Annotated in this window: 20 protein-coding genes and 1 pseudogene; 11 read left to right on the top strand and 10 right to left on the bottom strand. The window is 43.0% G+C overall.

Going from position 1 to position 23939, the window contains the following annotated elements; genetic code table 11:
* Positions 1-98: 98 nt before the first annotated feature.
* The 3 genes from RDO88_RS07290 to RDO88_RS07280 all read left to right on the top strand — a co-directional run bounded on the left by RDO88_RS07290 (position 99) and on the right by RDO88_RS07280 (position 4785).
* Positions 99-2255 (top strand): elongation factor G, encoded by a 2157-nt coding sequence (locus RDO88_RS07290; RefSeq protein ID WP_307758753.1) that lies wholly within the window; start codon positions 99-101, stop codon positions 2253-2255.
* A 278-nt stretch (positions 2256-2533) separates the two neighbouring features.
* On the top strand, positions 2534-4078 hold the full coding sequence (locus tag RDO88_RS07285) for an ATP-binding protein (protein ID WP_307758752.1): 1545 nt from the start codon (positions 2534-2536) through the stop codon (positions 4076-4078).
* A gap of 5 nt (positions 4079-4083) precedes the next feature.
* Entirely contained in the window at positions 4084-4785 is a 702-nt protein-coding gene (locus tag RDO88_RS07280; protein WP_307758751.1) for a response regulator, read from the top strand.
* A gap of 86 nt (positions 4786-4871) precedes the next feature.
* On the opposite strand, the gene RDO88_RS07275 is transcribed toward RDO88_RS07280, so the two are convergent.
* Entirely contained in the window at positions 4872-5048 is a 177-nt protein-coding gene (locus RDO88_RS07275; protein WP_307758750.1) for a hypothetical protein, read from the bottom strand.
* A 167-nt stretch (positions 5049-5215) separates the two neighbouring features.
* Positions 5216-5662: a MarR family transcriptional regulator gene (locus RDO88_RS07270; protein WP_307758749.1), complete on the bottom strand. Its 447-nt coding sequence runs from the start codon at positions 5660-5662 to the stop codon at positions 5216-5218.
* 156 nt (positions 5663-5818) lie between these two features.
* On the opposite strand from RDO88_RS07270, the gene rpsF reads away from it, so the two are divergent.
* Genes rpsF through rplI form a run of 3 tightly spaced genes read left to right on the top strand, consistent with a single transcriptional unit; the run spans position 5819 to position 6903 of the window.
* Positions 5819-6163, top strand: a complete 345-nt coding sequence (gene rpsF / locus RDO88_RS07265; RefSeq protein ID WP_004288441.1) for a 30S ribosomal protein S6 — start codon at positions 5819-5821, stop codon at positions 6161-6163.
* Positions 6164-6165: 2 nt separating this feature from the next.
* Positions 6166-6438: a 30S ribosomal protein S18 gene (gene rpsR, locus RDO88_RS07260; RefSeq protein ID WP_022020414.1), complete on the top strand. Its 273-nt coding sequence runs from the start codon at positions 6166-6168 to the stop codon at positions 6436-6438.
* A 15-nt stretch (positions 6439-6453) separates the two neighbouring features.
* A complete protein-coding gene (rplI, locus tag RDO88_RS07255) occupies positions 6454-6903 on the top strand; it encodes a 50S ribosomal protein L9 (protein ID WP_307758748.1) in 450 nt (149 codons plus the stop codon).
* Positions 6904-6969: 66 nt separating this feature from the next.
* Here rplI and RDO88_RS07250 read toward each other — a convergent pair.
* A pseudogene (locus RDO88_RS07250) lies at positions 6970-8177 on the bottom strand (ROK family transcriptional regulator).
* Between the two features lie 269 nt (positions 8178-8446).
* On the opposite strand from RDO88_RS07250, the gene RDO88_RS07245 reads away from it, so the two are divergent.
* The 4 genes from RDO88_RS07245 to RDO88_RS07230 are packed head-to-tail and all read left to right on the top strand — an operon-like array spanning position 8447 to position 13025.
* On the top strand, positions 8447-9685 hold the full coding sequence (locus RDO88_RS07245; RefSeq protein ID WP_307758747.1) for an MFS transporter: 1239 nt from the start codon (positions 8447-8449) through the stop codon (positions 9683-9685).
* A 26-nt stretch (positions 9686-9711) separates the two neighbouring features.
* On the top strand, positions 9712-10629 hold the full coding sequence (locus RDO88_RS07240) for a dihydrodipicolinate synthase family protein (RefSeq protein ID WP_307758746.1): 918 nt from the start codon (positions 9712-9714) through the stop codon (positions 10627-10629).
* A 5-nt stretch (positions 10630-10634) separates the two neighbouring features.
* A complete protein-coding gene (locus RDO88_RS07235; protein WP_307758745.1) occupies positions 10635-11810 on the top strand; it encodes an AGE family epimerase/isomerase in 1176 nt (391 codons plus the stop codon).
* A 30-nt stretch (positions 11811-11840) separates the two neighbouring features.
* Positions 11841-13025, top strand: a complete 1185-nt coding sequence (locus RDO88_RS07230; protein ID WP_307758744.1) for a cyclically-permuted mutarotase family protein — start codon at positions 11841-11843, stop codon at positions 13023-13025.
* Between the two features lie 184 nt (positions 13026-13209).
* On the opposite strand, the gene dnaJ is transcribed toward RDO88_RS07230, so the two are convergent.
* Positions 13210-14379: a molecular chaperone DnaJ gene (dnaJ, locus tag RDO88_RS07225; RefSeq protein ID WP_307758743.1), complete on the bottom strand. Its 1170-nt coding sequence runs from the start codon at positions 14377-14379 to the stop codon at positions 13210-13212.
* 16 nt (positions 14380-14395) lie between these two features.
* Entirely contained in the window at positions 14396-14974 is a 579-nt protein-coding gene (locus tag RDO88_RS07220) for a nucleotide exchange factor GrpE (RefSeq protein ID WP_307758742.1), read from the bottom strand.
* A 330-nt stretch (positions 14975-15304) separates the two neighbouring features.
* Between RDO88_RS07220 and RDO88_RS07215 the strand changes: the two genes are divergently transcribed.
* The gene (locus tag RDO88_RS07215; RefSeq protein ID WP_307758741.1) at positions 15305-16918 is read left to right on the top strand and encodes an ATP-binding cassette domain-containing protein; all 1614 of its coding nucleotides are present in this window, start codon (positions 15305-15307) and stop codon (positions 16916-16918) included.
* Positions 16919-16990: 72 nt separating this feature from the next.
* Here RDO88_RS07215 and RDO88_RS07210 read toward each other — a convergent pair whose 3' ends face one another.
* The 5 genes from RDO88_RS07210 to RDO88_RS07190 form a co-directional block, all read right to left on the bottom strand.
* Complete coding sequence (locus tag RDO88_RS07210; RefSeq protein ID WP_307758740.1) at positions 16991-18049, bottom strand: leucine-rich repeat protein; 1059 nt, start codon at positions 18047-18049, stop codon at positions 16991-16993.
* Between the two features lie 115 nt (positions 18050-18164).
* Positions 18165-20231: a hypothetical protein gene (locus RDO88_RS07205; protein ID WP_307758739.1), complete on the bottom strand. Its 2067-nt coding sequence runs from the start codon at positions 20229-20231 to the stop codon at positions 18165-18167.
* Between the two features lie 18 nt (positions 20232-20249).
* On the bottom strand, positions 20250-20882 hold the full coding sequence (locus RDO88_RS07200; protein ID WP_307758738.1) for a hypothetical protein: 633 nt from the start codon (positions 20880-20882) through the stop codon (positions 20250-20252).
* 40 nt (positions 20883-20922) lie between these two features.
* Entirely contained in the window at positions 20923-21867 is a 945-nt protein-coding gene (locus RDO88_RS07195; RefSeq protein ID WP_307758737.1) for a hypothetical protein, read from the bottom strand.
* A 189-nt stretch (positions 21868-22056) separates the two neighbouring features.
* On the bottom strand, positions 22057-23577 hold the full coding sequence (locus tag RDO88_RS07190) for an O-antigen ligase family protein (protein WP_307758736.1): 1521 nt from the start codon (positions 23575-23577) through the stop codon (positions 22057-22059).
* Positions 23578-23939: the final 362 nt, after the last annotated feature.

The raw sequence follows: 23939 nt of genomic DNA, 5'->3' as shown, positions 1-23939 counted from the left end.
GGTTCGTTGTTTATTTTACAATTAATTTCTAATTTGCGCCTCACAAAATTAAGGGTATGCGAAAGCATGCTGAGTATTCACATTAAATCTTATATATCATGAAAGTATATCAGACGAATGAAATTAAGAACATTGCTCTTCTTGGCAATGATGGCTCGGGTAAAACCACTCTCACAGAAGCGCTGCTCTATGAGAGTGGTATTATAAAACGTCGTGGCAGAATTACAGCCAAGAACACAGTCAGCGATTACTTTCCGGTGGAACAGGAGTATGGGTATTCTGTGTTTTCCACCGTTTTCCATGTGGAGTGGAATGGTAAAAAATTAAATATCATCGACTGTCCGGGTAGTGATGACTTTGTAGGTGCTGCTATGACAGCTCTGAATGTCACCGATACGGCAATTTTGTTGTTGAACGGACAATATGGTCCTGAGGTAGGTACACAAAACCATTTCCGCTATACTGAGAAATTAGGGAAACCCGTTATTTTCCTGGTTAACCAGCTCGATCATGAAAAATGTGATTACGACATGGTATTGGAACAGCTGAAATCCATATATGGTTCCAAAGTTGTTCCTGTACAGTATCCTTTGTCTACAGGACCGGGTTTCAATGCCTTGATTGATGTACTTCTGATGAAGAAATATTCTTGGGGGCCGGAAGGCGGCGCTCCTACAATCGAGGATGTTCCAGCCGAGGAGATGGAAAAGGCTACGGAATGGCATAAGGCATTGGTAGAGGCTGCTGCCGAACATGATGAAGGACTGATGGAGAAATTCTTTGAGCAGGAATCTCTTACTGAAGATGAAATGCGTGAAGGCATTCGTAAAGGCTTGGCATCGCGTGGCATGTTCCCTGTTTTCTGTGTATGTGCAGGCAAAGATATGGGTGTGCGTCGTTTGATGGAGTTCTTGGGAAATGTTGTGCCGTTTGTTGATGAAATGCCGCCTGTACACAATACTCGTGGTGAAGTTGTGAAGCCTGATTCAAACGGTCCTGCTTCTTTGTATTTCTTCAAGACTGCCGTTGAACCTCATATTGGTGATGTACAGTATTTCAAGGTGATGAGTGGTAAAGTGCATGAAGGTGACGACTTTGCAAATGCCGATCGCGGTTCGAAGGAACGTATTGCCCAAATTTACGCATGTGCAGGTGCCAATCGTATTAAGGTGGAAGAAATGGTAGCCGGTGATATCGGTTGTACGGTAAAATTGAAGGATGTGCATACTGGTAACACGTTGAACGGAAAAGGAGCTGAAAATCGTTTTAACTTTATCAAATATCCCAATTCAAAATATTCGCGTGCTATTAAACCGGTCAATGAAGCCGATACAGAAAAGATGATGGCTATATTGAACCGTATGCATGAAGAAGATCCTACATGGGTTATTGATCAGTCGAAGGAATTACGCCAGACTATTGTGCATGGTCAGGGGGAATTCCACTTGCGCACTTTGAAATGGCGTTTGGAGAACAATGAGAAACTCCAGGTTGTTTTCGAAGAACCTCGTATCCCTTATCGTGAAACAATTACAAAAGCTGCTCGTGCGGACTATCGGCATAAGAAACAGTCGGGTGGTGCAGGGCAGTTTGGTGAGGTGCACTTGATTGTTGAACCATATTACGAAGGTATGCCTGCTCCCGATACATATAAGTTCAACGGACAGGAGTTCAAGATGAATGTGAAAGGTACCGAAGAGATTGCTTTGGAATGGGGTGGTAAATTGGTGTTTGTTAACTGTGTGGTTGGTGGCGCTATTGATGCCCGTTTTATGCCTGCCATTTTGAAGGGAGTCATGTCGCGTATGGAACAAGGGCCGCTTACGGGTTCGTATGCTCGTGATGTCCGCGTCATTGTGTATGATGGTAAGATGCATCCGGTAGATTCTAATGAAATATCTTTCATGTTGGCTGGTCGTAATGCTTTCAGCGAAGCTTTCAAAAATGCAGGTCCGAAATTGCTGGAGCCGATTTATGATGTTGAAGTATTCGTTCCGTCTGACAAGATGGGTGATGTTATGAGCGATTTGCAGGGACGTCGTGCGATGATTATGGGTATGAGTAGCGAGGCTGGTTATGAGAAATTGGTTGCTAAAGTTCCGTTGAAAGAAATGTCTTCCTATTCGACTGCTCTTAGTTCTTTGACGGGTGGCCGTGCATCGTTTATTATGAAGTTTGCCAGCTATGAACTTGTTCCGGGCGATGTTCAGGATAAGCTGGTTAAGGAATTTGAATCGAAACAATCAGAAGAATAAGGACACTTCATTTCATCTGTTTTTTATAATTGTTAAAACCGCCAATTCCTTTTAACGGGAAAATGGCGGTTTTTTCATCTGTTTTGGCCGATAAGTTGGCTGTATGGTATCTGAATTATTAATTTTTTATTAATTTTGCAAACAACGAAACTGGTTGTTTTGTTATAGTGTTAAGAATAGTACCTAAGAAACCTCTTTCAGTTAATTAATTAACAACCTGCGGTTAAAACAGGTTAATGTGTTAGGAGTGTTAATTAGGAATTGTTAAATTTGCCGCTATGAAAAAGTCTACGATTTGGATATTAGGTATTGTAATGGGTCTTTCTTTCCTTAGTCTGCTTTATTTGCAGATAAGTTATATTGAGGAAATGGTAAAGATGCGCAATGAGCAGTTTGACGAATCTGTGAAACGTGCTCTGATGGCTGCTTCTAAGGATGTAGAGTCGGCAGAGGTGGCCCGTTGGTTGAGGGAAGATATTTCTGAAGCGGAGAAAAAGGCTTGGGAACAGGCGCAAAGTGCGAACAGTAATGGTATTATCAGCCAGCGGGTTATGATGACTTCTCCAGACGGGACAATTGAATCGTTTGAACTGAAAACCTTCACGAAGAAACCCTCGGAGCTTCCACGGGCGATGATTTCAGAAAAACATGGTGCGAAAACCATTCCTCAGACTTCTCGTTCCTTGGCTGATATGATAAAGAACCGTTATTTGTATCAGCGTGCGTTGGTTGATGATGTGGTTTTCAATATGCTTTATCATGCCAGTGATAAACCGATTGAGGAAAGAGTTAATTTCAAGAATCTCGATCAGTATATCAAGTCTGGCCTGATTGATAATGGAATCGGAGACTTTGATTATCATTTTAAGGTAATAGACCGTGATGGTCGTGAAGTATACCGTTGTTCGGACTATAGTGATGAAGGCAGTGAAAGTGCATACGCACAACCTTTGTTTCTGAATGATCCGCCTGCGCGCATGAGTGTTGTAAAAGTACATTTTCCAGGTAAGAAGGATTATATTTTTGACTCCGTCAGCTTTATGATACCTTCGGTGATATTTACGGTGGTGCTGCTGATAACGTTTGTCTTTACACTGTATATTGTCTTCCGCCAGAAAAAATTGACTGAAATGAAAAATGATTTCATCAACAATATGACGCATGAGTTCAAGACGCCGATATCAACGATTTCATTGGCTGCCCAGATGCTGAATGATCCGGCAGTAGGCAAGTCTCCTGCTATGTTCCAGCATATTTCGGGAGTTATCAATGATGAAACGAAGCGTTTGAGGTTTCAGGTGGAGAAAGTATTGCAGATGTCCATGTTTGATCGTCAGAAAGCTGCTCTTAAGCCCAAGGATGTCGATATAAATGAATTGATAAAAGGAGTTGTACATACATTCGCATTGAAGGTGGAACGTTATAATGGGAAAATTGATACCGAACTGGAAGCTTCCGATGCACATGTTTTTGCCGATGAAATGCATATTACTAATGTGATATTCAATTTGATGGATAATGCGGTAAAGTACAAGCGGCAGGACGTTGATCTTCATTTGCTGGTGAAAACATGGAATGAGTCGGGTAAACTGATGATTGCCGTGCAGGATAATGGATTGGGAATCAAGAAAGAGAATTTGAAAAAGATATTTGAAAAGTTCTATCGTGTGCATACAGGTAATCTGCACGACGTGAAAGGCTTCGGCTTGGGGTTGGCTTATGTGAAGAAAATTATTATTGATCACAAAGGAACCATTCGGGCTGAAAGCGAATTGAATGTGGGAACTAAATTTATAATAGCATTACCTTTAATTAAAAACTGATTGATATGGACGAAAAATTGAGAATCTTGTTGTGCGAGGATGATGAAAATCTGGGCATGTTGCTGCGGGAATACTTGCAGGCTAAAGGCTATGCCGCAGAATTGTATCCTGATGGAGAGGCTGGTTATAAGGCTTTCCTGAAAAATAAATATGACTTGTGCGTGTTTGATGTAATGATGCCGAAGAAGGATGGATTTACTTTGGCTCAGGAGGTTCGTGCGGCCAATGCCGAAATTCCTATCATTTTCCTTACGGCCAAGACGTTGAAGGATGATATATTGGAAGGTTTCAAAATTGGTGCTGACGATTATATCACCAAACCTTTCAGTATGGAAGAGTTGACTTTCCGTATTGAGGCTATCTTGCGTCGTGTTCGCGGAAAGAAGAATAAGGAAAGTAATATATATAAGATAGGTAAATTTACTTTCGATACACAGAAGCAGATTTTATCGACGGCAGAAAAGCAGACCAAGCTTACAACCAAGGAATCGGAATTGCTGGGACTGCTTTGTGCACATGCCAATGAAATTCTTCAGCGTGATTTTGCCTTGAAGACCATTTGGATTGATGACAACTATTTCAATGCCCGCAGTATGGATGTATACATCACTAAATTGCGCAAGCATTTGAAGGAAGACGATTCAATTGAGATTATCAATATTCATGGTAAGGGGTATAAGTTGATTACTCCGGAACCGGAAAATTGATGGAGTGGAGAAGGAAAGTGAAAACAAAAAAGGCGGCTATTTAAAAGCCGCCTTTTTTATTTCATCCGCATTCTTTAGTTTGGATATCAATCTGCAATTCGCTTGTTGATGGCGATATAGCTGATCAGGCCTACAACAATGATGGCTGCTGCACCACCCAGAATGCTGTTGTTGTTCACATTGCCTGTCATAGAGCATGCTACTAAAATGATTGCTCCTACCAAGATTAATATCAATCCCAAATTTTTCAATAAGCCTTTCATTTGTGTGTATTTTTAATAGTTTATTATATTCTACAGCAATTCTGACACAAAGAAAAGCATAATTCTTTAACAAGCGAAATTATTTATGCAAAAAAACTATTAAGAGGCAATTTTAGCTTGTTTTTATACCTTTCTGTGAGTCAAATTCCGTTCTTGCCAGGCTTTTTTCAGTCTTTGGTATTGAAGAATATCTTTTTTAGCAGTTCTTGTCCCACTGTAAGTTCTTCAATCTTTACTCCTCGTAAGGCTTCTTTCAAGGTCTGGTTGGCCACTACCCGGGCCCGTTCTTCCAATTCCCTTCCATCTTTAGTCAGGTGAATCAGGTTGGTACGCCGGTCTTTCTTGTCTGATATACGTACCACCAAATGCTGGCGCTCCATATTATCTATCAAGCGTGTCATACTGGGCTTGTCCTTGAAAGTAGCATTACAGAGTTCCTGCTGGGTTACTCCATCCTTTTCCCAAAGAAAAATTAGCACTGTCCACTGTTCCGGGGTGATTTCCATTCCGTTCTGTCGGAAATTGCGGGACAGCTTCCGGTTGATTGCAGCTGAAACCTTTCCATTCAAGATGGCAAATATCAGCCTCATATCGAAATTGAACTGTTCTATCATAAATCATTGTTTAAACAACCTTGCAAAGGTACTTCTCTTCTGTGATAATTCCTATGCCAGTAAATAAAAAAACATTAAATGTTTGTAGTTCAAAATAAAATGCCTACCTTTGCACCGCAATTTTTAAATCAAACAAATTTATTTAATTAAACGAGTATGAATCAATACGAAACCGTTTTCATTTTAACTCCCGTTTTGTCTGACGTTCAGATGAAGGAAGCGGTAGAGAAATTCAAAGGCATCCTTACTGCTGAAGGTGCTGAGATTGTAAATGAAGAAAACTGGGGACTGAAGAAGCTGGCATATCCTATCCAGAAGAAGTCAACCGGTTTCTATCAGCTGATTGAGTTCAATGCAGAACCTACTGTAATTGAGAAATTGGAATTAAACTTCCGTCGTGACGAGCGCGTTATCCGCTTCTTGACTTTCAAGCAAGACAAGTACGCTGCTGAATACGCTGCGAAGAGAAGAAGTGTTAAATCAACTAAAAAGGAGGATTAATCATGGCACAACAAGTTCAATCAGAAATCAGATATTTAACTCCGCCCTCAGTAGACGTTAAGAAAAAGAAATACTGCCGTTTCAAGAAGAGCGGTATCAAGTACATTGACTATAAGGATCCCGAGTTCCTGAAGAAATTCTTGAACGAGCAGGGTAAAATTCTTCCCCGTCGCATCACAGGTACTTCATTGAAGTATCAGCGTCGTGTGGCTCAGGCCGTTAAGAGAGCACGTCACTTGGCATTGCTGCCTTATGTAACTGACATGATGAAATAATAAGGAGGAGATAGTATGGAAATTATATTGAAAGAAGACGTAATTAACTTGGGTTATAAGAACGACATCGTGACTGTAAAGTCCGGTTATGGTCGTAACTACCTCATCCCTACCGGCAAGGCCGTTATTGCTTCACCTGCTGCCAAGAAGATGCTGGCTGAAGAGTTGAAACAGCGTGCTCACAAGCTGGAGAAAATCAAAAAGGATGCCGAAGAACTGGCTGCAAAATTGCAGGGCGTTTCTTTGACTATTGCAACTAAGGTTAGCTCAACCGGTACTATTTTTGGTTCTGTAGGCAGCATTCAGATTGCTGACGAGTTGGCTAAGTTGGGTCACAACATCGATCGTAAGATTATCGTTGTTAAAGATGCTGTAAAGGAAGTTGGTCACTACAAGGCAGTTGTTAAGCTGCACAAGGAAGTGTCTGTAGAGATTCCTTTCGAAGTTGTAGCTGAGGAAGCTTGATTTCGCATCGATAGATAAACTTCTAGTATCGGCATATACTTGAAAAAAGTATATGCCGATTTTATTTTAGTCTTCAAACATGCGGCTTCTGGCCAGCATACATGCGCCAATGATACCGGCTTTGTCCTTCAATTTGGATGTCATGATGACTGAGTCTTTGTTTACTAAGTTGAGCGAGTATTTTCGGACTGCTGTTTTGATGGGTTGTGTAATGTAGTCGCCTGTCAGCGATAAGGTACCTCCAATGATTACCAATTCTGGATTGAACAGATTTATTAGTCCGGCTATTTGTCTTCCGAGTTTTTGCCCTATTTCTTCTACAATTTCTATGCAGAGAGGATCTTCTTTGCATGCGGCGGCTATCAGTTCGTCCAATGTGAGTACCCAATCTTTTTGAGAAAGCTTTGCGGATAGAATGGAAGTCTCTCCTTTTTTGATTCTTTCCAGGAATATACGGTGAAAGGCACTGCCGGATGCTTCTGTTTCCAGACATCCTTTTTTCCCGCAATGGCAGATAATTTCATTGTCGAATGCGTTTAAGTGGCCGAACTCTCCCGAAAATCCCGATTTGCCTGTGTATATTTTCCCTTCAATAATAATACCGACTCCCAATCCCCAGCTGATGTTGACAAAAATGATGTCTTTTTCCCCTTTAACGCAACCTTTCATGTATTCTCCATATGTCATGGCACGTGTGTCGTTGTCAATACATACGGGAAATCCTATTTTTTCTGCGATTATTTCGGCTAGCGGGCGCTCAGAGAAATTAAACATACTGAAGCTATAGCCTGATTCTGGATTAACACGACCGGAAATGTTAATGCAGATGTTCATGATTTTAGCGGGAGGTATCTCGGTTTGGTTGATAAAATCTTTAATAAGCCTGCATAACTCTTCCAAGGCTTGCGGAATGTTTTCAAACCTGTAGGGAATGTTCATTTTCAGATCTAACATATCTCCTTTAAAGTTGATCATGGCAATATTGACAGCAAATTTCTTTATGTCTACGCCAATAAAGTAACCTGATTCGGGATTTAGCCCATATAAGCTAGGATGCCTTCCGCCACTTGTTTCCAATTTTCCATAATCATTGATGTATCCTTCTTCGTACATTTCAGATATAAACTTGGTTACAGTGGGAATGCTCAAGTCCAACTCTTTCGCCAGGTCTGTGATGGTGGAGCAACCATTATATATATAATGGGTAATGATCTTTTTTTTAGAAGAGCATTTTTGCTTCCTATTTCTATTTCTTTTAGCAATGCTTGTTTCATACAATTTTCGTAATATAATTCTTGGGTTACAAATATAGTGATTTCTTTATGATAATGTGAAGCTTCTTGTTGTCTGTATGTTGCCTTTTCTTATATGTTGTGCAACATGATTAATAAAATAATTTATTAAAATACGCCATTTTGATATATTGTTTTTATAAATTTGCCTATTGTGTTTTTCTGTGTTGCTTTGGTTGTTGACGATTTTATTGAATTCGTTAAAAATAGTCTGTGATATTTATAGTGATAGTTAAAATGTGATTTGTTTTATGGAAGGTAAAAAAGCATATCCTTGGATTGTTGTGGGGCTACTTTGGGTAGTGGCATTACTCAATTATATGGACCGACAGATGCTTTCCACTATGCAGGAAGCGATGAAGGTTGATATTGTAGAACTGAATAAGGCTGAAGCTTTTGGAGCGTTGATGGCTGTTTTTTTGTGGATATACGGCTTTATGAGTCCGATTGCTGGTATGATAGCCGATCGTTTCAGCCGTAAATGGTTGGTTGTGGGGAGTTTGTTTGTCTGGTCGGGGGTTACTTACTTGATGGGATATGCCGATACATTCCGTGAGTTGTATTGGCTTCGTGCCATTATGGGTGTTAGTGAGGCACTCTATATTCCGTCTGCATTGTCTTTGATAGCTGATTGGCATCAGGGTAAATCCCGCTCATTGGCTGTAGGTGTACATATGACCGGACTTTATATAGGACAAGCAGTTGGTGGGTTTGGTGCAACAGTTGCAGCGATGTTTTCCTGGCATTCGGCTTTCCATTGGTTTGGTATTATCGGCATAGCCTATTCTTTGGTTCTTATGTTGGCTTTACGTGAGAATCCTCAACGTGTTTCGGTAGAACATTCTTCGTCGGTGGGGATGGTAAAGAAAAAGCCGTCGTTGCTCAGTGGCTTGGGTATCTTGTTTTCGACTTGGGCTTTTTGGATTATACTTTTTTATTTTGCGGCGCCGAGTCTTCCCGGTTGGGCTACTAAAAACTGGTTGCCGACTCTGTTTGCCGAGAGCTTGGATATTCCGATGTCAGAAGCCGGTCCTCTCTCGACTATAACCATTGCTGTTTCATCTTTTGTCGGTGTGATTTTTGGTGGGCTACTTTCCGATCACTGGGTGCAGAAAAATGTCCGGGGGCGTGTTTATACGGGTGCTATAGGCTTGGGAATGACGATTCCAGCCTTATTATTGTTAGGATTTGGACACAGTCTGGTTGCTGTTGTCGGTGCCGGTTTGTTGTTCGGGGTTGGTTATGGTATTTTTGATGCTAATAATATGCCCATCCTCTGTCAGTTTGTTTCGTCCAAATATCGTGCTACGGCATATGGAATCATGAATATGACCGGTGTTTTTGCAGGAGCAGCCGTAACGGAGCTTCTGGGACGATGGACCGATGGCGGTAACTTGGGATTGGGATTTGCCATGTTGAGTGTTGTTGTATTGGTGGCATTAGGATTACAATTATATTTCCTTCGTCCTGCAACTGATAATGTAGAATGATTTATGACCTTTTATATATTTAAGTTATGGAGAAAATATTAGGATTGATTGATGCACCGTTTACTCCGTTCTATGAGAATGGTGAGGTGAATTATGAGCCGATAGAGGCTTATGCACAGATGTTACAGAAGAATGGCCTGAAGGGTGTCTTTATCAACGGTTCTTCGGGTGAGGGCTATATGCTGACGGAAGAAGAGCGCATGAAACTGGCTGAACGTTGGATAGAGGTAGCTCCCGAAGGTTTCAAGGTGATTGTTCATGTTGGAAGCTGTTGTGTCAAAGCGAGCAGAATGCTGGCTGAACATGCGCAGAAGATTGGAGCGTGGGGGATTGGAGCCATGGCACCTCCTTTTCCTAAGATTGGGCGCATTGAAGAACTGGTTAAGTATTGCGAAGAAATAGCAGCCGGAGCTCCCGGGCTTCCTTTCTATTATTATCATATTCCAGCTTTTAACGGAGCATTTTTGCCGATGACTGAACTGCTGAAAGCAGTAGATGGCCGTATTCCCAATTTTGCAGGAATCAAATATACGTACGAAAGTATCTATGAATACAATCAATGCCGGCTTTATAAAAATGGTAAGTATGACATGCTCCATGGACAGGATGAAACGATTCTTCCTTCCTTGGCAATGGGCGGAGCTCAGGGAGGTATTGGAGGTACTACCAACTACAACGGTGTTAATCTGGTGGGTATCATTGATGCTTGGAATAGCGGTGATATTGAGAAAGCCCGTGAGCTGCAAAACTTTTCGCAGGATGTCATCAATGTTATTTGTCATTATCGTGGCAATATTGTGGCGGGCAAACGTATTATGAAACTGATAGGTCTTGATTTGGGCAAGAATCGTACCCCGTTTCAGAATATGACCGATGAGGAAGAGTCTCGTATGAAAACCGAGTTGGAGGCTATTCATTTCTTTGAACGTTGCAACAAATTCTAATTATTATGGTAGCAAAAGATTATTTGAGTACGTGGGCATCTGCCTATAAACGTGAACTTCAGGATAACATCATGCCGTTTTGGCTGAAATTTGGGCTGGACCGTCTGCACGGTGGGGTATATACCTGTCTGGACAGGGAAGGCCGCCTGATGGATACGACCAAGTCTGTATGGTTTCAGGGACGTTTTGGTTTTGTCGCCGCTTATGCCTACAACCAAGTGGAGAAAAAGCCGGAATGGCTGGCAGCGTCAAAAAGTTGCATTGATTTTATAGAGCAGTATTGCATTGATACGGACGGACACATGTTTTTTGAGGTGACAGCCGATGGCAAGCCTCTACGCAAACGCCGTTATGTATTCTCGGAATGTTTTGCAGCCATTGCCATGTCGGAGTACTCCATCGCTTCGGGAGACATGTCCTATGCGGTAAAAGCCTTGAAGATGTTCGACCGTATCCAGTATTTTTTAGCCACTCCAGGCTTTCTGGAACCCAAATATTTACCATCTCTACAGTCACGTGGCCATTCCATAACAATGATTCTGATCAATACGGCGTCGCGGATAAGGGCTGCCATCGCCAGTCCTGTCCTTGATGAGCAGATAGACAGATCGTTGTCTGCCATTCGTCGCTATTTCATGCATCCGGAATTCAAGGCGTTGCTCGAGATGGTCGGTCCGGAGGGTGAGTTTATCGATACTTGTAACGGCCGTCTCATCAATCCCGGTCATTGCATCGAGACTTCCTGGTTCATTATGGAAGAAGCACGGCATCGTAACTGGGACAATGAATTGGTTCAGATGGCTCTCCAAATATTGGACTGGTCCTGGGAATGGGGTTGGGACAAGGAATATGGTGGCATTATCAATTTCCGCGATTGTCGTAACTTCCCTGTGCAGGACTATTCGCAGGATATGAAGTTCTGGTGGCCACAGACCGAAGCTATTATCGCTACTCTATATGCCTATCAGGCCACCAAGGACGAGAAATATCTTGAAATGCACAAGCTGGTCAGCGATTGGGCTTACGCTCATTTTCCGGATAAGGAGTTCGGCGAGTGGTATGGTTACCTCCATCGGGACGGTACGGTGGCACAGCCGGCCAAGGGGAATTTGTTCAAAGGTCCGTTTCACATTCCACGTATGTTGATTTGTGGATATCAGTTGTGTGAAGGAAACCTGTAAAAGTAGGGTATAATTTATTCAAGACATGTTATGAAAACAGGCCGTCTGTTGTTTTGGGGAGCCTTGTTCGGTATTGCCTGTTTAAGGGCAGGCGTTGTTGTGAGTATGGATACGGCTTTGGGAATACAGGGAACTATGCAGAAAGTCAGTGGGAAGGAGAAAGTCTGTTTAGAACAGGTTTCGGAAGGTATGGGAACCGACGAACGTTATTCTCAAGGGGTGTCTGCACTTTTTGCCGGTGTTTCAGGAAGTTGCCTCCTGATGGCCGGAGGAGCCAACTTTCCGGATATACCGGCGGCTCAGGGGGGATCGAAATGCTATTATCAGGAGATCTATGCGACTTCTTTGGAAGATACGGTGCTGTCATGGCACAAGGTCGGACAACTGCCGGTACCGGCGGCATACGGATTTTCCGTTTCTACTGATGACGGTATTGTCTGTGTGGGCGGTATGAATGCTCAGGGAGCTTTGTCGTCGGTGTTCCGTATATCGATGGAGAATGATGGCGGGGTGAAGATTGAACAGTTTCCTTCCCTGCCTTGTACGCTGGACAATATGTCCGGTTGTCTGGTGGGTCAGAAATTGTATGTGGTTGGCGGAAACAGGGACGGAAAGCCTTGCAATGCCTTCTATATGCTGGATTTGGAATGCCTTTCTGACGGATGGGTCGAATTGTCTTCCTTTCCCGGTAAACCGCGTATCCAGCCGGTTTGTGCGGCGCAGAAGGATACGAGGGGTGAATATACCATTTATTTGTGGGGTGGTTTTGCTCCGGCTGCAGCCGGTAAGGAGGCTTCTTTGTCAACAGACGGATATCGGTACTCCCTATCAAGCAAGGAATGGATTCCGCTTCCTGCTCCTGTGAATGCCTGCGGCGAAACAGTTTCATTGGGCGGTGGGGTAGCTGTTGCGATGGACGACAGTCTGATTGTTTGCATGGGTGGTGTACATAAGGATGTTTTTTTGCAAGCGCTTCGTAGCCCTGCTCCTGACTATTTGTCGCATCCGGCCGAATGGTACCGTTTCAATCGGGAATTGCTGGTTTATCATACAAGCTTGCAGGAGTGGCATAGCGTATACGATTCTTCTGTACTGGCCCGTGCCGGTGCGGTGGCTGTTCCATACAAACATATGATATTTTATATCAACGGAGAAATTAAACCGGGTGTCCGTACTCCGTCTATAGTTCGGATTGGTTCGATACCGGAGTTGTAATGATGGTTCCCATTGCCGGTGAAACGTTTTCCCATTGCCGGTGGAAGGCTTTCACATTGCAGGTGACAACCATTCTCCTTGAATGTGAAAGACCGGCAGCAGGAGGAATCGGGGTAATAAAAAACGTCCGGCCCATCTCTTTGCGGGGAGGTGGGCCGGAAGTTTTATAAGGATATCAATCGATTTATTCGAACAGACTCTTGAATTTCTTGAATATTTTTTCCTTGATGGAAGCGTTGGGCTTGAAGTTGTCGGAGTCTTCCATCTCTTCCAACGCCTTCTTTTCGTCCTTGCTCAGGGTTTCGGGAACATAGACGCTGACGTTGACCAGCAGGTCGCCTGTGCCATAGCCGTTGACGCTGGGCAGACCTTTGTTACGCAGGCGGAGAACCTTGCCCGGCTGGGTACCCGGCTCTATCTTTACTTTCACCTTGCCGTCGATGGTCGGAATCTCTACTGCGCCGCCCAGGGCTGCCGTGGGGAAGCTTAACAGGAGGTTGTAGATGAGGTCGTTCTCCTCGCGGATCAGTTCCTTGTCCGGCTCTTCTTCAATGAGGACCAGCAGGTCGCCCGGCACACCGTTGTGCTTGCCGGCATTACCTTTCCCGCTCATGGAAAGCTGCATGCCTTCGGCCACGCCGGCCGGTATCTTGACCGTTACCACTTCTTCGCCGTAAACGATGCCTTCGCCGGCACATTCCTTACACTTGTTCTTGATGACCTTGCCTTCACCGCCACAGGTAGGGCAGGTAGTACGCGTCTGCATAGTGCCCAGAATGGTCTGCTGGTTGCGGATAACGGTACCCGAACCCTTACAGGTGGGGCAGGTCTCGCTTCCTCCATTGCCTTCGGCACCAGTGCCGTGGCAGTGGGTACAGGTGACGTATTTCTTCAGCTTGAACTTCTTTTCTACGCCGGTAGATATCTCTTTCAGGTTGAGCTTCACCTTGACGCGCAGGTCCGAACCGCGGAAACGGCGCTGCTGGGCACCGCCACCTCCGCCAAAGCCTCCGAATCCGCCGAATCCACCTCCGTGGCCACCGAAGATGTCGCCGAACATGGAGAAGATGTCGTCCATAGACATGCCACCGCTGAATCCGCCGAAAGGACCTCCGTTGCCGGCTGCACCGCTCATGCCTGCAAAGCCGAACTGGTCATAGCGGGCACGTTTCTCGGGATTACTCAACACGTCGTAGGCTTCGGCTGCCTCCTTGAACTTTTCTTCCGCTTCCTTGTCGCCCGGGTTCTTGTCGGGGTGGTATTGGATGGCTTTCTTGCGGTATGCCTTCTTTATCTCGTCGGCCGATGCGTTCTTGTCGACCCCCAGTACCTCGTAGTAATCTCTTTTTTCCATATCCTGCTTGTTGTCTTTATTCTCCGACTACCACTTTGGCGTGACGGATTACTTTGTCGTTCAACGTATAACCGGTCTGTACGCAATCCAGAATCTTGCCTTTCAGTTCTTCCGCCGGTGCCGGAATGACGGCGATGGCTTCGTGGAAGTCAGTGTTGAGCGGCTGTTCCTTGGTTTCGATGACCTTTACGCCGTTTTGTCCGAGTACGGTCATGAACTTGTTGTAAATCAGTTCGACACCTTCTCTGACGGCGGCCACGTCTTCGGCCGTTTCCATGTTCTTCAGCGCGCGTTCGAAGTCGTCCACGATGGGCAGGATGCTGCTGATGCTTTTTTCGCCGCCGTTCAGGATGAGTTCGGCCTTTTCCTTCATCGTCCGTTTCCGGTAGTTGTCGAATTCGGCGGAAAGACGCAGGTACTTGTCTTTCATTTCGTCCACTTGGGCCTGAAGTTTCTCTACCTCATTGGGTTCGTTGTTTTCTTCGGCAGCCTGTCCGTTGGCGGCGTTTTCTTCTTCGCATTTGCCTTCCTGCTCCTCTTGAGCGCTGCGGGCTTTCAGCTCTTCTTCGTTCATGGTTTCTTTTTTCGGATCCATATCTTTATTTGTTTTATTGTTCTTGTGGATAAATGGCCCGTCGGGCCTTGGCACGTTTGTATCTATTATGCTAACAAAAACTTTGCCAAAATGTTTCTTTCCCTAAAAAACGCCGCAAAGTTACGATTTTTATGTCACATTGGCAGTGTAAAAAGCCATAATTAGGATGTGAACGTTCTCTTGTCGGCCTGTATACATCCTGCCGGTAGGATGTTTACAACGTATTTCCAAGATGTTTACGGGATGCAATGTCTGATATGTCATTATAAAGTCGTATCTTTGCATCTTGAATTTTAAGGTATTAGTATTTATAAAGAAAGAAGATAATTCATGATTACAGTTTCTAATGTATCGGTGCAGTTTGGTAAGCGGGTATTGTTCAACGACGTCAACCTGAAGTTTACCAGCGGTAATTGTTATGGTGTCATTGGTGCCAACGGTGCCGGCAAGTCCACTTTCTTGAAGACCATTTCGGGCGAGTTGGAGCCAACGACTGGAACAATCACGTTGGGGCCGGGCGAACGCTTGTCCGTGCTCAGTCAGGACCACTTCAAGTGGGATGCCTACACGGTGATGGACACGGTGATGATGGGCCACACGGTGTTGTGGGACATCATGAAGCAGCGTGAGGCTCTTTATGCCAAGGAAGACTTTACCGATGAAGACGGTCTGAAGGTGTCCGAACTGGAAGAAAAGTTTGCTGAGCTGGACGGATGGAATGCCGAGAGCGACGCAGCCTCCTTGCTGAGCGGTCTGGGTATCAAGGAAGACAAGCACTATGTGCTGATGAGCGAACTGAACAACAAGGAGAAGGTGCGCGTCATGCTGGCACAGGCTTTGTATGGCAATCCGGACAACCTGTTGCTGGACGAGCCTACCAACGACCTGGATATGGAGACGGTGACCTGGCTGGAAGAATACCTCTCGAACTTCGAACATACGGTGCTCGTTGTGAGCCACGACCGCCACTTCCTCGACTCGGTCTGCACGCACACCATCGATATCGACTACGGGAAAATCAACCTCTTTGCCGGTAACTATAGCTTCTGGTACGAGTCCAGCCAGCTGGCCCTGCGTCAGCAGCAGAACCAGAAGGCCAAGGCCGAGGAGAAGCGTAAGGAGCTGGAAGAGTTTATCCGCCGTTTCAGTGCCAACGTGGCCAAGAGCAAGCAGACGACGAGCCGTAAGAAGATGCTCGAGAAGCTGAATGTGGAGGAAATCAAGCCCTCGTCGCGCAAGTACCCGGGCATCATCTTTACGCCGGAACGCGAGCCGGGCAACCAGATACTGGAGGTGTCGGGACTGACCAAGTCGCTCGACGACGGTACGGTACTGTTCCGTGACGTAAACTTTAACGTGGAGAAGGGAGACAAAATCGTGTTCCTGTCGCACGACCCGCGTGCCATGACAGCCTTGTTCGAGATTATCAACGGCAACATGAAACCCGATGCCGGACACTATAACTGGGGGGTAACCATTACGACGGCCTACCTACCGCTGGACAACACGTCCTTCTTCAACACAGACCTGAACCTGGTGGACTGGCTCAGCCAGTTTGGCGAAGGCAATGAAGTCTATATGAAGAGCTTCCTGGGACGTATGCTCTTCTCGGGCGAAGAGGTGTTGAAGAAGGCCAGCGTATTGTCGGGAGGCGAGAAGATGCGTTGCATGATAGCCCGCATGCAGCTGCGCAATGCCAACTGCCTGATACTCGATACGCCTACCAACCACCTCGACCTGGAGTCCATCCAGGCCTTCAACAACAACCTGAAGATTTACAAGGGCAATGTCCTGTTTGCGTCGCACGACCATGAGTTCATCCAGACGGTGGCCAACCGTATCATCGAGCTTACACCGAACGGCATCATCGACAAGATGATGGAGTATGACGAATACATCACTTCCGATCACATCAAGGAATTGCGGGCCCGTATGTATCAATGAGCCTGAATAGAAACAAGAAGAGGGTGCAGCTCACTATGAACTGCACCCTCTTCTTGTTTACAGAATTTTGCTTTATTGGGCAGACTGATAGACAATCTTATTGGTGGTATTGCTCTCGCCGAACAGGTTCTCGCCCAGCGTTGTTATTTTAGATCCGGTGGCCAGCACCCGGCGCAGGTTGTCGCATCCGATAAAGGCTCCGTACTCGATGGCTGTTACCGATGCAGGCAGAACCAATGTTCCGGTAAGGCGGGTACAGCCGCTGAAGGCACGTTGCCCGATGGTGGTCAGACCTTTGGGCAGAGTGATGTTCAGCATGTATTTCTTTTGCGTGAATGTGTATTCAGGAATGACAGTCGCATTACACTTTTCCATGTTTACCGAAACCAGATTGGGCATGTAGTCACGGATAAGCTTGAAATCCGCTTCGTCCATCTTGCCTTCGATGGTCAGGAAGTTTACATCGCGTGGCTGTACGCCTGCATTCAGCAGCTCGCTGGCCAGGCTTCCCATTTTGGCTATCTGGACAGTGACGGCCGTCGGATTGCCTTCGACAAAAGAAAAGTTCTCCCATCTTTCCTTGTTGCGGTAGGAGTCACTGCTTCCCAGCGGTACAAAAATGGCTGTGATGCTGTCTGCCAGCGCACCCGGCAGCAGGTTGGGAGCTGTTTTCTTTCTGATTTGGCAAATCTTCAGGTTGGTACATCCCTTGAAAGCGGCATCCTCGATGTTCTTGGTCTTTTCAGACAAAATGACATGCTCCAGACTTGCTTTGCCCTGATAGGTCCCGTCAGCATTCTGCTTGCAGAAGGCGTATGCGGGAATGCAGTTTCCCGGGTAGATGTAGAACTTGTCGGGGAAGGTACCGTTTTTCCCCGTGTACATGCTGATGGTGGCATTCGAAATGTCCAGTACTTGCAGATTGGTAAATTCGTCCCGCAGATGACGGAAGTCAATGGCGTTGAGTTTGCCTTGCAAGGTAAGATGCGTGATTTGGTTGGCTTCTTCTTGCGTCATCAGTTCGACCAGCGTACCGGCCTTGGGTACGTAGAATGTTTTTTTCTTTTGGGCGTATGCCCCCAGCGTGATACAGAGGCTGGCTGCTACAAGCAGTATGTTTCTAACTTTCATAATCGCTATTTTTAGGTTCGCATACAAAGATAGATAAGATTTAGCCTATGGCATCTATCTGTTTTGTTAATTCTAAGAAAACTTATGTTAACGTGTTGTATGATGATGTGTAAATTCAATAGATGAACGTTTGTTTTCCATCCGATATAGTAAAGGGTAATTCTTCTGTTCCTCTTGTCATGTTACTAAGCCAATATAATTTTCCTTTCGGAACATCTTTAAATTCCACATATTCATAACGAGCATGTTGGCATCCAAATCGCTTCCAACCTTCATCTGTCCAATAATATAAAGTATACAAATCCCCTGCATGTATTCCGTTATCTGCATTCAAGGGAGCAAAACGAACTAGGGTTGCCTTTTGTCTATTTTTCAAGCGTAAAGTAATAGTTTCACAAGAATATGGGGCTGTTTGCATATTTCCATCGTATTCGGTTTTATGTTTCATTTTCTCCCAACCGATTTCCTCCAGAAGTTTGACGTAACAGGAGTCTTTAAGGGACAATATACTATCATTAGGTGAAAGAATGTGTATACGATTGGGCGGAAATACGTTTTTGTATCCGTACGATTTATCAGTAATCCATTCTAACATGGAAATGTTAGCATGGGGATAAGAAACGGGAGCCTTAAAACGATAGTACCGATAATTCCCAATATTAGTTAAGGTCTTTTCCTGAAAGAGAGGGGCGGGTATTTCTTCAATTTCTCCTTGTATTACTGCATCACTGAAATCCTCTCGGTTGGCAGCCTGAAATTGACCGCCTACCAGTTGTCTGGCTATTTCGTTCATTTGAGGTTTGTAAGTGCATTTGCGAGTTAGGACCAGATTACTCCATTGCCCACTAGAGTCATTTATTTCAGCTAAGTAATGAGGAACTCCAATTCCGTTTATTTCTTCTACACAAAAAGGTCTTCCAAAAGCCTTCATGTGATTATTTTCATAGTAAATTGGAAAGTAAAACATGCCTGGAATAGCATATTCAAAAAGTACAGTTCTCGATTTTACATTTATTTTTCCCCATGTTACAGCTAATAGTCCGTTTGGCCCTTTGTGAAACACAGCTAGATATGCCAGTCTATTTGGAATCATTTCATGGAAAGGAAGTGATAATGTAACTGTTTTCCGATAATGAGAGGTCACATCAATAATACAGGGGTCGGCAAGTTCTTGCGGAATATACTCATTTTTTGATTTTAAAAAATAAGGAGAATTTTTTTGTGCGGCATACGTCATTCGATAGATATTATAGACTTCTTCAGCATTATAAGAATCTTTATAGGGCACATCATTTTCTGGGTTGAAAGCATATCCTGTATCTTTCGGACTTTTGTAAAGAGAGCAATGGTAATGCCGTCCTCCAAAGTAACGGTAGCACATATTATATTCTACTGAAAGGGGTAAGCCACACGATCTTAGAATATTGCATGCATAGTTTGCAATATCCACACAGTCGTGAAGACCGCGTGAATATAAACCGTATATGCCATAATCTTGCCTGTATTCTTGTTTCCCGTTCAACTCTCTGAGTGTATTGATGGCTTGGTTATAATGATGAATCATTTTCTGCGGAGTATCGCAAGAATCCACATTCAGGAATTTGCCAAACAGTGAATTTAATTCTTTTCCATTGTTTAGAAATCCATATCCGCCTACCGATCGATAGGGTAGGATATATTCCTTAAATTCATTAAAACTAAGCTGTTTGGCAAATTTAGAATGATGCCAAACTTCAAAAGCATGATCAATGTGTGCAATCAGAAATTTGCTATCCAATTCCTGTATGTCAGGAAAACTATCGACGCATATTTCTATTTTAGGAAGTATTTGGCTCTTCTGATTTTCTCTATATGTTCTGATTTGAGAAAGTCTTTTTTCGTTTGAGGATTCATTCACTAAAATGGATTGACAGATGCTATCTGTCTTCTGTCGCCACACTTCGACTTCTGTAGGTACATGTTTTAATTTACCGTACGAATAATGATAATGCATGTTGTCAATAAGAAAACGTGCCGCCTCGTACTTTTGCCGATTGGGATCGCCCCATCGGTAATGTAATAATACCAACCAAAGCTGGATGCGATTTCCAGCGGCATCTGGAGGAAGAGAGGGTAGACTAATGTAAACTACTCCAAACGAAATCAACATCCAGAAGGTGAGCAAGGCGACTCGTTTTCTCATAATTTCTATTCTTTATCTCTACTTGGTTTGTTTTTCGGCATCATACTCTTCTTTTGTCAGATTTCGGACTGTTGACTCTACTTTCGGCTCCTTTTTTGAGCCAGGCATGATAGCTGCACTGCCAATATGATCGAAAAGGATAGTGTTATTCTGTGGTGAAATAACTGCTACGGAATGCACAGAGCGTCCGTGAAATGACCATTCCACATTCACAAGTTCTAAGTTTTCATTTTCGCTTGCACGCTTTAGCCATTCTTTTATTTTTTCAAAAGGTTCCTCTGTTCCCGAAAGAGATAATTTTTCACGCATTACTTTCAAAGGTACGATATCATACGATCCTTTGCTGTCGTTCAAGTGATATACTACATCTGTATCATCTGCAAATAAAAGTTTTAGGAATTCTTCTCGCTGTTCTTGAGTCTTCACTTTTCCACGATAATTATACCCCACCAATTTTAATCCATCAATCCCGTTTCGAGTCATTAAATCACTTTGTTGCTTGGCATAATCTAATTGTTCTTGCCAAGTAGTTGGTCCTTTTTTGACTTCGGTTACGTCAGACTTGCCCGGATTGTCCTCTTTGACATTGTTGTTACATCCTTCAAAGAGGAAACTTACTGAAAAAATGAAATAAATAATTGACTTTTTCATAAAATTCTAGTTGTAATTATACGTAAAAATAATTCCAGCTTTATTTTCGATGTGTTAAAACGCCTGATCCGCCATTTTCACTAGGTGAATAATGTACATCAACACCAGCAATACTTACAGATGCGGAAAACAAATATGCATGAGCATGTCCCCAAGCAAATTGATGAAATTTTGTTTCCCCAATTTTTCCGTCTACAGTTTGAATCTTTGCATCACAAGACCAGCCGAAATTTGCATAATGTTTTGCATACATAGCGCAGTCATGAAAAACCCCATTCCAATCAAATATAGAACTACAATAAATATTATAGCTCCAAACTTCTCCTCCAAAAATATTTGTTCCTCCATCATTTGAAATTGAAAAGTACCTTTCTGTTAATGCGGCTTCTTCCGACCTTGTTTTTATTTTAGGAGGAATAGAGATTATTTGGGGAGCCTGAGGTCTCGTTTCAGGAATTATTATCATACTTCCTATATGGTCATAAATTATTTTGTCGTTATGAATAATTCCAATTGAGAATATCTGTTTCCCTTTATAGTTCCATTCAAACTCAATTAATTTAGTCCCAACTTTCACAATCGTGTCCAATTGTGATTTAAGATGTTTTTTAATGTTTTGAATATACGATTCGGATTTGTTAAGTTTCAATCTACTTATGGGAAGAATTTCAAATTTATTCATATATTCATCTACATAAGTAACGACATTGGTGTCGTCTGCAAATAGTTTATTCCAAAAAGCGGAAATTTGTTCTTCTGTTTTAATTTCACCCAAACTGCGATATCCAATAAAACTTAAATCATTCATATTTGATTTGGTTTTTGTTTTGTATTGTTGGGCAAATTCTATCTGTTCCTGCCATGTCGTTGGTGATGTTAAAATCTCTTTTTTAACAGGCAGTACTTCTTCTGGTTCGATTATGCTTGATTGACAAGCTGTAAGGAAGAATACGATAACTAATGTGTATAAAGTTATTGTTTTCATATTATGTTTTAATTTAAAAGTAGCTTATTCAAGTTTCACTAAATATTTTATTCTCCCTCTGTAGCGATTAAAGAAAATCTTGACTATTGTTGGATTAAGTCAGGGTTAATGAAACTACAGAATTTCTATCTGGACAGAATCCGTTGTTGGTGGTTCCATGGTATATATTATCAAAGTTCTACAATCGGGTTAATTATCACTTTTATTCACATATTCTTTCATCGTTTTCTTTATCCATTCCACTTGAAAAGAAGGTATTTTCACCGGCTTGTCTACAATTTGTCGGGCCAAGGAAATTGCTTCATTCTGCTGTTTGTTTCGATTTAGTATTTGTACCAAACAATACAATGGGATAAATCGGTTGGGGCACATCAGGGAAGCTTGACGATAATGTAGCTCGGCTTGCATGTCTGCGCCTCTTCGCTCATTCATTTTGGCCAGCAAAAGTTCCAGATCATAATCTGCCCATAGTTCTCTGCATTGTTTAGCAATTTTGGTTCCAGAGTCATATAGACCAATTTGATTTAACTCAAACGCATAGTTGTAAAGAAAATATCGGTCATGCTTCAGTCCAATATATGCATGTTGATAATGTTCAAGTGCGCGATCTACTTGTTGGGCTGCGGAGGCTGTCACTGCTTCAGTCCAAGCTAATTCGGATTTCACACGCCGTATTATCAGGTTCCCAATCCAAAAGTTTAGAGGTAATAGGCATACCACACCCACATTGCGTAAAGTTGATGGTAACTTTATAGTATCTTTTAGTAATAAATAAGTTGCATACAACAGTACTGTCCAAACAAACGGATACATTAATGGATAGGAAAAGAAACCTAATACGCAAACGGATATCCAAACAAGCATGCCGCATTCTTTTTCAGAAGAATAGTTCTTTTTAGCTACACGAAACAAACGTATCAGCCATGCTATGACAATAAGTAGTCCCACTATACCGAAAGAAATGCCTATCTGTAGGTATTCATTATAAGGATATTGCACGGTATCAGCCAATTGAACATAACTACTATCCGGATGGCGTTTAAAATAAGCGGCCTGATAATCCATATAATGTGCTTCAAATCCATTTATGCCCCAGCCGAACAAGGGCTTGTCAAGCATCATTTCCAAAGAGCAATGCCAGATAAGCATACGTCCGTCTGCTGAATCTTTTTTGATGAGATAAAGAGCTGTAACTATACAGAGAAAAATGCTAATAAGTCCTATTCGCTGAATGGCTCGTGTGGAGCGAAGAAGATTTCTACGTTTCCAAATGGCATAGACAAACAACAAACTTAGTATACCCGCACGCGAAGCCGATAGTAGTACACTTGCAATAACAGCCCATGCGACTACTTGTCCAATTACGTGTCTATCTCTCCCTTTATTCAACATCCATAGAATGAACGGAAAGCCCACGCAAAGACTGGCGGAAAAGCCAGCCGGATTGTCTAAAGAGCCTTTTAGCGGAATGCCATGTTGAATTAGAACAGGTAATTGGCAAATGCCCCAGCAAATTTCTATTATAGTTAAACCAACAATCGCGTAATGTATACATTTGTGAGGAAGAAGAGCGCATCGATCAAATGGAACCAGATGATGAGCACAGGAAACTACCGACCATATCATTCCACCCACTGCAAACACTATCCATTTGGGGAGTACTTGTGTGTCTACGAAGTGTACTGAACTAAAGAATAAAGTTCCGCCCATCGTAATAATTATGATTAGTCTGCGTATCATAAAAATGTATACATATTCGTTGATTGAATGAAATGAGTAATCTTATATAAAGACGAACTGAAAAGAAAAACCTAATTCTGTTTTTGCTTTTTTTTTGAAGTGTATCGCAAAATACTGAAAAACTGTGCTTGAGAGGTTACTTAATTTATGTTTTTATTAGTTTTATATAATCTTTAATTTTATGGCTTTAATCTTGATCTTTGTATTTACAATACTTCGGTAAATTTTTACCGAAAGATTAAAAGTTAAACAATAGAACCGGCAAAAGCTGGTTCGGAAACACTAAAGAGGTCATTGAAATGTTGTCAAAAACGAATGGTTAAGCATGAAGA

It is taken from the genome of uncultured Mediterranea sp. (assembly GCF_902493215.1).
In the GTDB taxonomy this organism is placed as follows: domain Bacteria; phylum Bacteroidota; class Bacteroidia; order Bacteroidales; family Bacteroidaceae; genus Bacteroides.
This window is presented reverse-complemented; position numbering and strand designations above follow the sequence as displayed.